Genomic DNA, 13,222 nt, shown 5'->3' with positions numbered 1-13,222 from the left:
TAGGCGAACACCTGCCCCTGTGTGCGGTATTCGGGGACGTAGGGTTCTCCCCATGGCACCGAAGCGCCCACCGGCCCCCCAGCCCCCAGGCAACCCCGGAGCTCCGCGCCGCAGGAGCAGCGGATCACCGATGGACCACGTCGGCAACGGCGTGAAGTTCCTGGGCGTCAGCGTGCTCTCCGGAGTCCTGCTGGCAGGCCTCGCCCTGCCGGCCGTCGGCGCCATGGGGCTGACCGCCAAGGACACGGCGGAGAGCTTCCAGAACATCCCCGACGACTTCAAGACCCCGCCGCTCACCCAGGCCACCCAGATCTTCGACGCCAAGGGCGGCCTGATCGCGAAGGTCTACGAGCGCGACCGCACCGTGCTCGCTGCCGACCAGATGTCGCCGTACATGCGGCACGCCCAGGTCGACATCGAGGACGCCCGGTTCTACGAGCACGGCGCCGTCGACCTCAAGGGCATCCTGCGCGCGGTCGGCAAGAACGCCGAGAGCGGCACCGCCTCCCAGGGCGCCTCCACGCTGACCCAGCAGTACGTGAAGAACGTCAACGTGGAGAAGGCCGGCGACGACCAGGCCGCCGTCCTGGAGGCCCAGCGCAAGACCCTGGGCCGCAAGATCCAGGAGCTCAAGGTCGCCATCAAGCTGGAGGAGGACCTGACCAAGGACCAGATCCTCACCAACTACCTCAACATCACCTTCTACGGCCACCAGGCCTACGGGGTCGAGGCCGCCTCCCAGCGCTACTTCAGCAAGAGCAACAAGGACCTGACCGTCGCCGAGGCCGCCACCCTCGCCGGTCTGGTCCAGAACCCGTCGCAGTACGACCCGGTGCGCTACCCGGACAACACCATCAAGCGCCGCAACGTCGTCATCGACAAGATGCTGGAGAACAAGCACATCACCGCCGACCAGGCGAAGGAGGCGAAGGCCGCCCCGCTGGGCCTGAAGTACAAGGACCCGCAGAACGGCTGCATCACCGCCCAGGCCGGCATGGGCTTCTTCTGCGACTACGTCCGCCACGTGATCAAGCAGGACCCGGTCTTCGGCAAGAACGCCGACGACCGCAAGAAGCTCTGGGACACCGGCGGCCTGAACATCTACACCACCCTGGACCCGGACAAGCAGGCCGCCGCCCAGAACGCCGTCACCAAGAAGGTCAACGTGACCGACCCGGTGTCGGCCGCGGCGACCATGATGGAGCCCGGCACCGGCAAGATCCTGGCGATGGCCCAGACCCGCCCGTACGGCCTGGACCCGAACAAGAACCAGACCGTCGTCAACCTCAACGTCGACGCCTCGATGGGCGGCGGCAACGGCTTCCAGACCGGTTCGACCTTCAAGCCGATCCTCGCCGCGGCGGCGCTGGAGGCGGGCATGTCGAACACCCAGTCGTTCCCGTCCGAGAACAAGATCGACTACCCCCAGGTGTCGACCTGCAACGGCACCTGGAAGAACACCGACAAGCCCAAGGCCACGGTGAAGAACGAGTCGGCCGGCGAGGTCGGGCCGTACGAGCTCAAGCAGGCCATGGCGCTCTCGGTCAACACCTACTTCGTCGAGATGGAGCAGCAGGTCGGCCTCTGCGCGATGAAGCAGATGGCGAACAAGCTGGGCATCACCCAGTCCGCCAAGGGTGACCCGTTCCAGGAGGTGCCCTCGATGGTCCTCGGCACCCTGGAGCTCTCCCCGCTGACCATGGCGAACGTCTACGCGACCTTCGCCGCGCGCGGCAAGTACTGCACCCCGATCGCGATCAACAAGATCACCACGGTCGACGGCAAGGACCTCAAGGTCCCGCAGTCCCAGTGCAACCAGGTCTTCTCCGAGCAGACCGCGGACTCGCTCAACACCGTCCTGCTCAACGTGACCGAGAAGGGCACCGCGGCCGCCCTCGGCCTCGACGACGGCCGCAAGATCGCCGGTAAGACCGGTACCACCGACGAGAAGAAGGCCGCCTGGTTCGACGGCTACACCCCGTCGCTGGCCACCGCGGTCTGGCTCGGCGGCCCGGCCGGCGGCGTCAAGATGAAGAACATCAACATCGGCGGCAAGCACTTCGACGAGGTGTTCGGCGCCGACGGCCCCGGTCCGATCTGGCAGATGGCGATGAACCAGGCGCTCAAGGGCACGCCCCTGGAGCCCATCCAGACCACCAACATCCCGGACCCCCAGGCCACCACGCCCCCGCCGGCCTCTCCCCCGGCGACCGACCCGAACGCCCAGCCGCCGCAGCAGCCGGCGCCCCAGAACCCGCCGCCGGCCGGTCCTGGGAACGGGCCCGGTGGGGTGATAGGAGGAGGGTTCACCCTCCCGCCGGGCATGATCGGCGGCGGTGGGAACGGCAACGGGAACGGCAACGGCGGCAAGCACGGCGGCGGCAACGGCTGACCGGGGCTGCCCCGCCTCTCACCCGCAGGAACGGCGAAGGGGCGCCCTCCGGATCTTCCGGGGGGCGCCCCTTCGGCGTGTCGGCGGGTCGCCGGGCCGGTGCGTCAGCGGGTCGGCGGGCCGGCGCGTCAGCGGGTCGGCGGGCCGGCGCGTCGGCGGGTCGGCGGGCCGGTGCGTCGGCGTGCGGCGCTTCCCGCTCAGGCCAGCGCGGCCTTCACCGCGGCGGCCACCCGGCCGCCCTCGGCCAGACCGTCCACCTTCGGCTTCACCAGCTTCATCACGGCACCCATCGCCTGCGGGCCGCTCGCCCCGCTCTCGGCCACGGCGGCGGCCACGATCGCGGCCAGCTCCTCGTCCGACAGCTGCTTGGGCAGGTACCCCGCCAGCACCTCGCCCTCGGCACGCTCCCGCGCGGCCTGGTCGACCCGGCCGCCCTGGTCGAAGGCCTCGGCCGCCTCGCGGCGCTTCTTCGCCTCGCGGGTGATCACCTTGAGCACCTCGGCGTCGGACAGCTCGCGCTTCTCCTTGCCCGCCACCTCCTCGCTGGTGACAGCGGACAGCGTGAGCCGGATGGTGGACGAGCGCAGCTCGTCCCGGTCCTTGATGGCAGCCGTGAGGTCCTCCTGCAGCTGCTCCTTGAGCGTCGTCATGGCCACGAGTCTCCCACCTGCGCCGTTCGGTCGCTTGCCATTAAGCGCCGGGCCCCGTGTGCCCGACCTGTAACCACTTACCCTGGTTACATGACTGATCGAGACGGAGCACCGGACCCCGCCCCCGGCCTGGTCCTCACCACTCCGGGCGGCAGCAGCTTCCTCTTCGACCCCGGCGCCCTCTGCCTCGAACTGCTCACCACCGGCGGCCCGGGCGACCTCGCCCGCTACGAGGTCCTGCACCGCCCGTCCGACCTCGCCGACTGGCTCCCCCGCTCCCGGCTGGGGCTGCCCGCCGGAGCCGTACGGATCACCGCCGAGCAGCTCGCCGACGCCCGCACCCTGCGCGACGCCCTCTGGCGGCTGGCCGCCGCCCGCGCCCACGGCACGACCGGTCCCGCGGCGGACCACGCCGCCCTCAACCGGGCCGCCGCCCACCCGCCGCTCGTCCCGCAGATCGCCCCGGACGGCACCGCGGCCGCCCCGCTGCCCGCCGACGGGGCCCAGCTGGTCTCCACCCTCGCCCGGGACGCCATCGCCCTGCTCACCGGCCCGTACGCGGACCGGATCCGGGAGTGCGGGGCGCACAACTGCCGGCTGGTCTTCGTCGACACCTCGCGGCCCGGGCGACGGCGCTGGTGCTCGATGGAGCGGTGCGGCAACCGCAACAAGGTCCGGGCCCTGCGCGCCCGGCGGGAGTCCGAGGAGCCCGGCGCGGGGGCCGTGCCCGCAGCGGGCCACCGGACGTTCACCAGCTGATCCACCGTCTGAGAGCATGGGCTGATGCGACCGCTGTACTCCGTTCCCCTCGGTGTCGCCGCCGCCGGCGCCGCCTGCCTCGCCTACTCCGTCGGGTACGAGGTGCGTGCCTTCCGGCTCCGCCGGGTCGAGGTCCCCGTCCTGCCGCACGGCGCCAAGCCCGTCCGGATCCTCCAGGTGTCCGACATCCACATGGTGAGCGGGCAGGGCAAGAAGCAGCGCTGGCTGAAGAGCCTGGCCGGCCTGCGCCCCGACCTGGTGGTCAACACCGGCGACAACCTCTCCGACCCGCTCGGCGTCCCGGCCACCCTCGACGCGCTCGGGCCGCTCATGGACTTCCCCGGCGTCTACGTCTTCGGGTCCAACGACTACTACGGCCCGGCCCGCAAGAACCCGGCCCGCTACCTCCAGGCCATGCGCAGCGGCGTCCACGGGATGAACAACCCCGACGGCACCGGCAACCGCGGCATCAGCGGCGCCGTCCACAACCCCTGGGAGAAGCTCCGCGACGGCTTCGACGCGGCCGGCTGGCTCGACCTGACCAACACCCGCGGCCGCCTCACCGTCAACGGCCTCGACATGGAGTTCACCGGCCTCGACGACCCCCACATCCGCCGCGACCGCTACGCCGAGGTCTCCGGCGGCCCCTCCGCCGACGCCGACCTCTCCCTCGCCGTCGTCCACGCGCCCTACCTGCGCGTCCTCGACGCCTTCACCGCCGACCGCTACCCGCTGATCCTGGCCGGCCACACCCACGGCGGCCAGCTCTGCATCCCCTTCTACGGCGCCCTGGTCACCAACTGCGACCTCGACACCCGCCGGGTCAAGGGCCTCTCCACCCACCAGGCCGGCGGCCACCGCTCCTACCTCCACGTCTCCGCAGGCTGCGGCACCAACCGCTACACCCCGGTCCGCTTCGCCTGCCCCCCGGAAGCCACCCTCCTCACCCTCACCCCCACCCCCCGCTGACCCCGGCCGGACGCCCGCCCGAAACCGGATTTCGTGTCTCGGCGAGCGTCCGGTAGAGTTCTACTCGTCGCGAAGGAGACGGAGCGGCAAAAGAAAGACCGGGGTGTGGCGCAGCTTGGTAGCGCGCTTCGTTCGGGACGAAGAGGCCGTGGGTTCAAATCCCGCCACCCCGACCCAGTAGGACCAGCTCAGGGCCGGTCTCCCGCAAGGGAGACCGGCCCTGACTGGTTTTTCGACCCCTCGGGGGGCCGCTGGGGAGTGTGCCGGGAGTGGATCACGGAAGGCCGCTCCGGCCCGGCTTCCACTGACCCCCCTTCAGCGGGGCGTCGAGCACAGCCACGGGTGGGCGGGGACACATCCGCCGACGGACGGCGAGCGCCTCCTGGATCCGCCCGGCCGGCAGGGCCGGGAGTACTCCGCTCATCCCCGAGGACCAGGTGCAGCGTGCTGTGCCAGGTCCTGATGCCGCTCGCCGCGTAGCCGTGCTCCCGCTCCGCCGGACGCTCGGCTGGGGTTTCCCAGCCGAGCGTCCGGCGAGGGTGGCGGTTGAGCCGGTCGCCGAGGGCGGCAAGCCTTCGGGGGTGGTCAGAGCCAGCCCAGCCGGGCCGCCTTCAGGCCGGCCTCGAAGCGGCTGCTGGCGTCGAGGCGCTCCATCAGCGCGGCCATCTGCCGGCGGACGGTGCGCAGCGAGACGCCCAGGCGCTTGGCCGCGGTCTCATCGGTGAGTCCGGTCGCGAGCAGTTTGAGCAGTTCCTTCTCGACCGGGCTGAGCCCGGGCTCGACCTCGGAGCCGGAGGTGGTGTCGGCGCCGAGGGGGACGGCGGTTTCCCAAGTCTGCTCGAACAGGGCGACGAGATTGGCGACGATGGCCGGCTCGCGGGTGCACAGCGCGCCCCGCCGGGTGTTCGCGGGGTCGATGGGGACGACGGCGACCTTCCGGTCGAAGACCAGCAGCCGGGGTGGGAGCACCGGGGCGGTCCGCACCTGCCCGCCCAGCCCGGTCATCCAGCGCGCGTAGCCGAAGGTGGCCGCGTCATTGCGGACGCTGTTCTGATAGAGGGTCAGCAGCGAGATCCCCCGCCTCATCGCGTCCTCGTCCAGCGGGCGGGAGGCGTCCAGGCTGGCCTGTGACTGGGCACCGCCCGGCATCACGCTCAGGCACTCGGTGCTGAGCTCCCGCGCCAGCGCCTCCAACTGGGCCTGGATGGCGTCCAGTCCGACCAGGCGCACACTGCCCTCGTGCTCGGCGAGCGGGCGCCGGTCGGCGTACTCGGAGACCGCGCGGGCAGCGGCGGCCCGCTGTGCGACCAGCTCCTGCTGGCGGCGGAGCAGTTCCTGCTCCTGTCGACGCAGAGCGGCCTCCAGGGCCAGCTCCGGGCTGACCACCCGGAAGGTGCCCGGTGCGTCGCGGGAAGGCCGCAGCAGCTCGCTGTCGGCCAGTTGGTCGAGCGCGTCGCGGACCTGGGACTCCGGCATGGACAGCCGGGCGCTCAGCTCGGCCACCCCGTGGGCGGGGCAGGCGAGCATGGTCTCGTAGACGGCGGTGACGGTGGCTTCGAGCCCTAGAAGGCCCAGTACGTCCTGCATCAAGATCCCCCCGATCGGCACGGTGTCCGTGCCCGTGCGTTGATGATCATTTCAGTCGCATACAGGCCGTGCAAGAAAACGGATTCAAGGGGCGAATCCACCCAGAATGCCTGCACGGCGGTTGCCGGTGCGGCCGTCCTGGCACCAAGGTGCCAGGACGCTTGGTGACAGCGGAAACCCCTCCCCAGCGGCCTACCGGTCCGGCAGAGTATTCCTCGTCGGGAACGCCGGACGAGGAAAGACCGGAACCGACGGAAGCCGCGGAATATCCGCACAGCCAATCCATTCGATTTCGTACGGGGGTACCGCCATGTCCAGGGTCGCTCGCATTGTCACCGGTTTCGCCGCGGCCGGCGCGCTCATGATTTCCGCCGCACCGGCCGCGAGCGTCCTGAGCGGCATCGGCTGGGACGTCGCCCCGGCGGGCGCCAGCACCGTCCAGGCCCGGGCCGCGGGCATCGGCTGGGACTGAGCGGATGTTCGTCGCGCTTGCCCGTCTGGAACCGGCCGTCACCGCCGACGAGCCCACGGACGCAGACGCCCAGTTGGTGCACGACGTCCTCTGGGCGCACGCCACACCGGCCGACCGGCTGGAGCACGTCCGGGCCCGGGCCGAGGCGGGCGGAATCGACCTGACGCTCTTCCTCGGCCGCGGGGTCGGCGGTCAGGAACAGGCGAAGACGCAGTCCGAGGACCTGCTGCGCAGAGCGCGGCACGCCACGGCGCTGTCCCTCTACGGAATTCCAGGAATCTACAGCTGAATTCCGCCACCCCATGAATCCGGTCTTTTCCCGGTCGCTCACGGAGAAATTCCCCATGTCTCAGCACAGCATCCGGCGCATCGCTCTCTTCGCCGGCGCCCCGGCCCTGGTCGCTGCGGTTCTGACCGTGAGCGGCTTCGCGGACGCGTCGCCCGGCCACCCGGCCGCCGCGCCCGATCAACCGGTGGCCGCCTCCGCCGCGCCCTCCGGCTCCCCCTCCGCCATCGCCCCCGGCGATTCCGCTGTCCCCGCCGCTGCCTCGGCCGCCGCCTCCGCCTCCGCCGTAGCCTCTGCCGCCGCGCCCACCTCCGCGACGGCCGCGCCGTCGACACCGGGCGGCACCGCGGCCCCCGCGGCCGCGCCGAGCGCCACGACCCCGCCGCCGCCGCTGGCGCCGGCCAAGCTGCCGGACAGCGCCGCAGCCTCCTGGAAGCCGATGGCCCCCCCGCACACGCAGCCCGTCACCCATGACATCGGCCTCAACGAGTGCGCGTCCGTCCACGGCGCCCTGACCTGGCAGCAGCAGGGCTACGTCAGTGCGTTCAAGACCCCCGCGGTCCAGGACTCGTTCAGCTTCGCCGACTCCGCCACCGCCCAGCGCGCCTACCAGTCGCTGACGGCCGCGATGGATGCCTGCCAGGACGCCTCCCGCGCTCTGCAGGCCAAGGCCCGCGTGAACGCCGACGCCCAGGTCAGCCGGACCGCCACCACCGGCGACGGCACCGCCTACGCCCGTCAGTGGACCGCGGTCGGCGGTATGTCCGCAGCCGGGCCCCAGACCAGCCACATCTACCTCGTCCAGCGCGGAAACCTGCTGACCGCCCTGCAGTTCCCGGAGCTCGCCGAGAACGGCGCCAAGTACGCCACCAAGGACGACCAGTCGGCGCTCACCGCTCTCGCCGACCAGATGAACTCCGCGAGCGCCACGAAGTAGCTCGCAGCACGCCGAAGACCTTCCCTCCACTCGTCAGGACCACATCGCCATGTCCCGTATCTCCCGTGCCGCCCTCCGCTCGACCGCCGTCGTCGTGGCCGGTTGTGCCGCCTCCTCGCTCTTCATCGCCATGCCCGCCGCCCACGCCGCTTCGAGCGCCGGGGGCACGATCTCCCGCGGCGAAGTGCTGGCCCGCGCCCAGAGTTGGGTCGACGAGGGCGTGCCCTACAACCAGTCGGGCTACAAGACCGACGCCAACGGCACGTACCGCGAGGACTGTTCGGGGTTCATATCCATGGCCTGGCACCTGACCGACAGCCTGGTCACCCAGACCCTGCCCGACGTCTCCACCTCGATCAGCTTCTCCGACCTGCAGCCCGGTGACGCGCTCGACTACACCGCCGAGCACACCTTCCTGTTCGCGAACTGGACCAACAAGGCGAGCGGCGACTTCACCTACTACGCGGAGAGCAACTCCCACAACCCGACCCACGGGCCGTCCTCCGCCAACATCAACAACTCCACCGTCGAAGGCTGGCCCACCAACTACTACACCGCGCTGCGCTACAACAACATCGCCGACGACGCGTCCCCCGCCGTCGCCTCGGTGACCGGCCTCTCCGCCGGCACCATCGTCAGCGGCCAGATCAACCTGACCGCGTCGGTGTCGGAGAGCGCCGGCACGCCGACCGAAGCCGACTTCTCGATCGACGGCAACCCGGTCGCCTCCGCCACGGGCTCCGGCCCCAACTACTCGGCGCCGTTCGACACCAGGAAGCTGGGCGACGGCCCGCACACCCTGACGGTCAGCGCGAAGAACGCCGCCGGCGCGGCGGGTACCGCATCCACACCCATCACCTTCTTCGTGGCGAACCGGGGTACGGCGACCACGACCACCGGTGACTTCAACGGTGACGGCAAGGACGACATCGCCGTCCTCTACAACAGCGGCCAGGACGCCTCCGGCAAGAACCTGGTGACGCTGTACACCTTCCTGAGCAACGGCGCCACGTTCAACACCCCGGTCAACGCCTGGGACAACAACGACAAGGTCAACGGCAGCTGGACCTGGGACAACGCCAAGATCCTGGTAGGCGACTTCAGCGGCACCGGCAAGTCCGACATCGTCGTGATGTACAACAGCGGCCAGAGCAGCACCGGGAAGTACCTCACCACGCTCTACAAGTTCGCCAACAACGGCTCGGGCGGCTTCCTCAACCCGGTCAAGATGTGGGACAACGACGACAACGTCAACGGCAGCTGGAACTGGAACAACCTCAAGCCGGTCGTCGGAGACTTCAGCGGCACCGGCAAGGCCGACATCGGCGTCCTCTACAACAGCGGCCAGGACAGCTCCGGCAAGAACATGCTGACCATCTACAAGTTCGCCAACAACGGATCAGGCGGCGTCCTGAACCCGGTGAACGTGTGGGACAACAACGACAAGGTCAACGGCAGCTGGAACTGGAACGCGATCAAGCCCGTGGTCGGCAAGTTCAGCGGCACCGGCAAGGACGACATCGGCGTCCTCTACAACAGCGGCCAGGACTCCTCCGGCAAGAACATGCTGACCATCTACAAGTTCGCCAGCAACGGCTCGACGTTCAACGCCCCCGTCGACATGTGGGACAACAACGACAACGTCAACGGCAGCTGGAACTGGAACTCGGTCAAGGCCGTCGCGGGCGACTTCAGCGGCACCGGCAAGTCCGACATCGTCGTGATGTACAACAGCGGCCAGGACGCCTCCGGCAAGGGCCTCGTCACCCTCTACAAGTTCGCCGGCAACGGCTCCACCCTCAACACCCCCGTCAACGTGTGGGACAACAACGACAAGGTCAACGGCAGCTGGACCTGGGACAAGGCCAAGCTCGTCGCAGGCAAGTTCAGCGGCACCGGCAAGACCGACCTCACCGTCATGTACAACGCCGGCCAGGACGCCTCCGGCAAGAGCCTCGTCACCCTCTACAAGTTCGCCAGCAACGGCTCCACCCTCAACACCCCCGTCAACACCTGGGACAACAACGACAAGGTCAACGGCAGCTGGAACTGGTTCCGCGCCGACCTCGCCTGACCGCAACCGGTACACGCCGTTCGGGACGAAGAGGCCGTGGGTTCAGAGCCCGCCACCCCGACCCGGTGCAGCGGGCCCGTCGGAGAGATCCGACGGGCCCGCTGACGTCGTGTCCGGAAGAATCCCCGTGAACCGGGCGAGACCCGCCCGGCAGAGACGCCCGCCACCTGGGAGGTCCGGGGCCTTGTCGAACGACTTCACCACCCTCGCGGGTCAAGGAGTGCTGGTTCGAGAGGGGGCGGTCGGGCTTCCTGATCTGCCGCTACCGGCTGGTGCTCCCCGGCTGAGCGGTCAGAACACGGTGGGGAGGGCGGTGCGGGAGGTGATGCCGAGTTTGGGGTAGGCCTTGTAGAGGTGGTGGGCGACGGTGCGGGGGCTGAGGAAGAGTTGGGCGGCGATGTCGCGGTTGGTGAGGCCCTGGGCGGCGAGGCGGGCGATCTGGAGTTCCTGAGGGGTGAGGGAGTTCAGGGGGGTGGCGGGGGTCTGGGGGAGGGGGGCCTGGGGGGCGAGGGTGCCGGTGGCGGAGAGTTCGGTGCGGGCGCGGGCGGACCAGGGGTGGGCGGCGAGGCGGTCGAAGGTTTCGAGGGCGGCGGTGAGGTGGGGGCGGGCGTCGGTGCGGCGGCGGGTGCGGCGGAGCCATTCGCCGTAGAGGAGGGCGGTGCGGGCGTGTTCGAAGGGGCGGTGGGCGGTGGCGTGGAGGTCGAGGGCGGCGAGGTAGGCGCCTTCGGCGAGTTCGTCGGGGCCGAGCAGGGCTTGGCAGCGCAGGCGTAGGGCTTCGGCCCAGGGGCGGTCGGCGGCGGCGGTCCAGCGGGCGAAGCGTTCGTAGGGTTCGGCGGCGCGGTCCGGGGTGCCGAGGCGGACGGCGGCCTCGACCAGGTCGGGGACGGCCCGGGTGGCGCTGACGTGGTGGCGGTGCGGGCCGGTGGTGAGGGCGTGGAGGCGGTCGGCGGCGCCGGCCGCGCGGCCCTGGCCGAGGTCGAGCAGGGCGAGGGCCCAGTGGGCCCAGGGGTGGCCGGCGGCGGGGGCGGCGGTCTGCGGGCCGGTGGTGGCGAGGGCGGTGGTGGCCAGTTCGGTGCAGCGGTCGGCGCGGCCGTCGAGGGCGGCCAGGTAGGCGAGCAGTGCGCCGAGTTGGCTGACCCATTGGTGCTGGCCGGTGTCCTGGGCGAGGGCGAGCGCCTCGGTGGCGGTGAGTTCGGCGTCGGCGTGGCGGCCGTGGAAGAGTTCGGCCTCGGCGAGGAAGAACTGCAGGGTGGGCATCACCCCGAGGGTGCCCTTGGCGCGGGCCTCGGCGATCAGTTCGCCGGCGAGGTCGACGGTCTCCTCGTCGCGGCCGAGGACGAGGGTGGCGCCGCAGAGTTGGACCAGGTCGGCGGGGCTATCGGCGCCCGCGCGGCGGGCGGTTTCGACGGCCTCGCGGGCGGCCGGCAGGGGGGCGGCGGGACGGCCGAGGGCCGGGAGTACGGCGGCGGGCAGGTAGCGGGCGAGCGGGGCGACGGGGTCGTCGGCGGCCAGGGGGAGGGCGGCGAGCCGGTCGAGCACGTCGGCCACCGACTCCTCCCCCGCGTACCAGGCGGCGTGGAAGGCCTGGAACAGCATCCGGGCGGCGTGGGCGGGTTCGACGGCGGAGCCGTCCGCGGCGGTGCCGTTCGCGGCGGCGTGGTCCACGGCGAGGGCGGCGTCGAGCAGCAGCCGGTAGGCCGTCGGGTACGAGCCGCGCCAGAAGTGCGCGGTGGCCCGGACGTGGTCCAGCAGGGCGTGGGCCAGGGGGTTGTCGGTACGGGCGGAGGCCTCGTCGGCGAGGGCTTCGGCGCGTGCCAACTCGCCTTCCTCGGTGGCGGCTTCGGCGGCCAGGACGAGGCGGCGGGTGGCGCCGTCGCGGTCGGGGGTGAGCCGGGCGGCCCGTTCGTAGGCGGCCGCGCCGCCGTGGCCGCCGCGCCTTCCGGTCCGGACGGCGGTGCGCTCCAGCGCGTCGGCGAGGGCGGCGTCGGGGGCGGTGGCGGCGAGGGCGAGGTGCCAGGTGCGGCGGTCGCCCTCGGGGAGGGCCTCGGCGATGGTGCGGTGGGCCGTCAGCCGCTGGTGGTGCGGGGCGCGCTGGAGGATGGCGGAGCGCAGCAGCGGGTGCCGGAAGGCGATCCGGCGGTCGGTGGTGACGGTGACCAGGCCTGATTCCTCGGCGGGGGTGAGGTGTTCGGCGCCGACGCCGAGCGCGGAGGCGGCGGGCAGTACGACGTCGAGTTCGCCGCTCTCCTCGGCGGCGGCGACCAGCAGCAGGGTCTGGGTGGCCGGGGGCAGACCGGTGACCTGGCCGTGGAAGGCGATCAGCAGCCGGTTGGTGAGCGGCAGACCGCCCGCGGTGTGCGCCTGGGGGCCGGTGGCGACGGGGAGTTCGGTGAGGGCGAGGGGGTTCCCGGCGGCCTCGGAGAGCAGTCGGTCACGGACGGCGGCGGGCAGGTCGGGGCCGGCCCGCTCGGTCAGCACCCGGCTGGCGGCGGCCTCGGTCAGGGCGGCCACCCGCAGTTCGGGCAGGCCGAGTGGGCGCTCGTCGGGGGCGCCGCCCTCGGTGCGGGCGGCGAGCAGCAGGGCGACGCCTTCGGCCTGGAGGCGTCGGGCGGCCAGCAGCAGGGCGTCCAGGGAGGCCTTGTCGAGCCACTGCACGTCGTCGACCACGCACAACAGTGGGCGGTCGGCGGCGAGTTCGGCGAGCAGGCCGAGGGTGGCGAGGCCGACGAGCAGCCGGTCGGTGGGGCCGACGGCCGGTTCGGCCCCCGCACCGGCCGATCCGTCGCCGAGGCCGAACGCCGCTTCCAGGGCCCGCCGTTGCGGCCCTGGCAGCGCGTCCAGTCGGTCCAGTCCGGACGCCAGCAGCAGGCTCAGCCCGGCGAAGGGAAGTTCGGCCTCGTACTCGACGCCGGCGGCCCGGATCACCCGGAACCCCTGCCCGGCCCGTGCGACGGCGTCGTCCAGCAGGGCGGTCTTGCCGATCCCCGCCTCACCGCGGAGCAGCAGCGCTCCGCTGCGTCCGTCCCGTGCCCGCGCCAACAGGCCGTCGACGGCGGCCTGTTCGTGTTCCCTCCCGTGCAGCATGTCCCGACCCTA

General features: G+C 71.6%; 10 protein-coding genes and 1 tRNA gene. 8 read left to right on the top strand and 3 right to left on the bottom strand.

The annotated features are described in order from the left end of the window. Positions 1-130 precede the first annotated feature (130 nt). On the top strand, positions 131-2,392 hold the full coding sequence (locus ACZ6Z8_RS27185) for a transglycosylase domain-containing protein (protein WP_465612654.1): 2,262 nt from the start codon (positions 131-133) through the stop codon (positions 2,390-2,392). Between the two features lie 197 nt (positions 2,393-2,589). Here the strand turns inward: ACZ6Z8_RS27185 and ACZ6Z8_RS27180 are convergent, their stop codons facing one another. Further along, positions 2,590-3,042: a GatB/YqeY domain-containing protein gene (locus ACZ6Z8_RS27180; RefSeq protein ID WP_030288130.1), complete on the bottom strand. Its 453-nt coding sequence runs from the start codon at positions 3,040-3,042 to the stop codon at positions 2,590-2,592. 90 nt (positions 3,043-3,132) lie between these two features. On the opposite strand from ACZ6Z8_RS27180, the gene ACZ6Z8_RS27175 reads away from it, so the two are divergent. From ACZ6Z8_RS27175 to ACZ6Z8_RS27165, 3 genes are all read left to right on the top strand, one after another. Then, positions 3,133-3,801, top strand: coding sequence for a CGNR zinc finger domain-containing protein (locus ACZ6Z8_RS27175; protein WP_465612653.1), 669 nt, complete (start codon positions 3,133-3,135; stop codon positions 3,799-3,801). A gap of 24 nt (positions 3,802-3,825) precedes the next feature. After that, positions 3,826-4,770: a metallophosphoesterase gene (locus tag ACZ6Z8_RS27170; protein ID WP_465612652.1), complete on the top strand. Its 945-nt coding sequence runs from the start codon at positions 3,826-3,828 to the stop codon at positions 4,768-4,770. 99 nt (positions 4,771-4,869) lie between these two features. Continuing rightward, positions 4,870-4,943 (top strand) — tRNA-Pro (locus tag ACZ6Z8_RS27165). Positions 4,944-5,355: 412 nt separating this feature from the next. Here the strand turns inward: ACZ6Z8_RS27165 and ACZ6Z8_RS27160 are convergent. Further along, complete coding sequence (locus tag ACZ6Z8_RS27160) at positions 5,356-6,357, bottom strand: helix-turn-helix transcriptional regulator (protein WP_465612651.1); 1,002 nt, start codon at positions 6,355-6,357, stop codon at positions 5,356-5,358. A gap of 310 nt (positions 6,358-6,667) precedes the next feature. On the opposite strand from ACZ6Z8_RS27160, the gene ACZ6Z8_RS27155 reads away from it, so the two are divergent. From ACZ6Z8_RS27155 to ACZ6Z8_RS27140, 4 genes are read left to right on the top strand one after another with little or no spacing between them, the layout of a single operon-like run. Continuing rightward, positions 6,668-6,829, top strand: a complete 162-nt coding sequence (locus ACZ6Z8_RS27155) for a hypothetical protein (RefSeq protein ID WP_465612650.1) — start codon at positions 6,668-6,670, stop codon at positions 6,827-6,829. Between the two features lie 4 nt (positions 6,830-6,833). Continuing rightward, on the top strand, positions 6,834-7,118 hold the full coding sequence (locus tag ACZ6Z8_RS27150) for a hypothetical protein (protein WP_465612649.1): 285 nt from the start codon (positions 6,834-6,836) through the stop codon (positions 7,116-7,118). 55 nt (positions 7,119-7,173) lie between these two features. After that, a complete protein-coding gene (locus tag ACZ6Z8_RS27145) occupies positions 7,174-8,052 on the top strand; it encodes a hypothetical protein (RefSeq protein WP_465612648.1) in 879 nt (292 codons plus the stop codon). Between the two features lie 49 nt (positions 8,053-8,101). Continuing rightward, positions 8,102-10,126, top strand: coding sequence for an Ig-like domain-containing protein (locus ACZ6Z8_RS27140; RefSeq protein ID WP_465612647.1), 2,025 nt, complete (start codon positions 8,102-8,104; stop codon positions 10,124-10,126). 291 nt (positions 10,127-10,417) lie between these two features. Here ACZ6Z8_RS27140 and ACZ6Z8_RS27135 read toward each other — a convergent pair whose 3' ends face one another. Next, the gene (locus ACZ6Z8_RS27135; RefSeq protein ID WP_465612646.1) at positions 10,418-13,210 is read right to left on the bottom strand and encodes a helix-turn-helix transcriptional regulator; all 2,793 of its coding nucleotides are present in this window, start codon (positions 13,208-13,210) and stop codon (positions 10,418-10,420) included. Positions 13,211-13,222: the final 12 nt, after the last annotated feature.

The organism is Kitasatospora sp. NPDC101108 (assembly GCF_055584725.1).
Note: the sequence above shows the minus strand (reverse complement) of the source record. Positions and strands in the feature narration are given on the sequence as shown.

Excerpts from the sequence above, each read along its gene's own strand:
- ACZ6Z8_RS27185 (WP_465612654.1), top strand. The coding sequence starts at position 131 with ATGGACCACGTCGGCAACGGCGTGAAGTTCCTGGGCGTCAGCGTGCTC.
- ACZ6Z8_RS27180 (WP_030288130.1), bottom strand. The coding sequence starts at position 3,042 with ATGACGACGCTCAAGGAGCAGCTGCAGGAGGACCTCACGGCTGCCATC.
- ACZ6Z8_RS27175 (WP_465612653.1), top strand. The coding sequence starts at position 3,133 with ATGACTGATCGAGACGGAGCACCGGACCCCGCCCCCGGCCTGGTCCTC.
- ACZ6Z8_RS27170 (WP_465612652.1), top strand. The coding sequence starts at position 3,826 with ATGCGACCGCTGTACTCCGTTCCCCTCGGTGTCGCCGCCGCCGGCGCC.
- ACZ6Z8_RS27160 (WP_465612651.1), bottom strand. The coding sequence starts at position 6,357 with ATGCAGGACGTACTGGGCCTTCTAGGGCTCGAAGCCACCGTCACCGCC.
- ACZ6Z8_RS27155 (WP_465612650.1), top strand. The coding sequence starts at position 6,668 with ATGTCCAGGGTCGCTCGCATTGTCACCGGTTTCGCCGCGGCCGGCGCG.
- ACZ6Z8_RS27150 (WP_465612649.1), top strand. The coding sequence starts at position 6,834 with ATGTTCGTCGCGCTTGCCCGTCTGGAACCGGCCGTCACCGCCGACGAG.
- ACZ6Z8_RS27145 (WP_465612648.1), top strand. The coding sequence starts at position 7,174 with ATGTCTCAGCACAGCATCCGGCGCATCGCTCTCTTCGCCGGCGCCCCG.
- ACZ6Z8_RS27140 (WP_465612647.1), top strand. The coding sequence starts at position 8,102 with ATGTCCCGTATCTCCCGTGCCGCCCTCCGCTCGACCGCCGTCGTCGTG.
- ACZ6Z8_RS27135 (WP_465612646.1), bottom strand. The coding sequence starts at position 13,210 with ATGCTGCACGGGAGGGAACACGAACAGGCCGCCGTCGACGGCCTGTTG.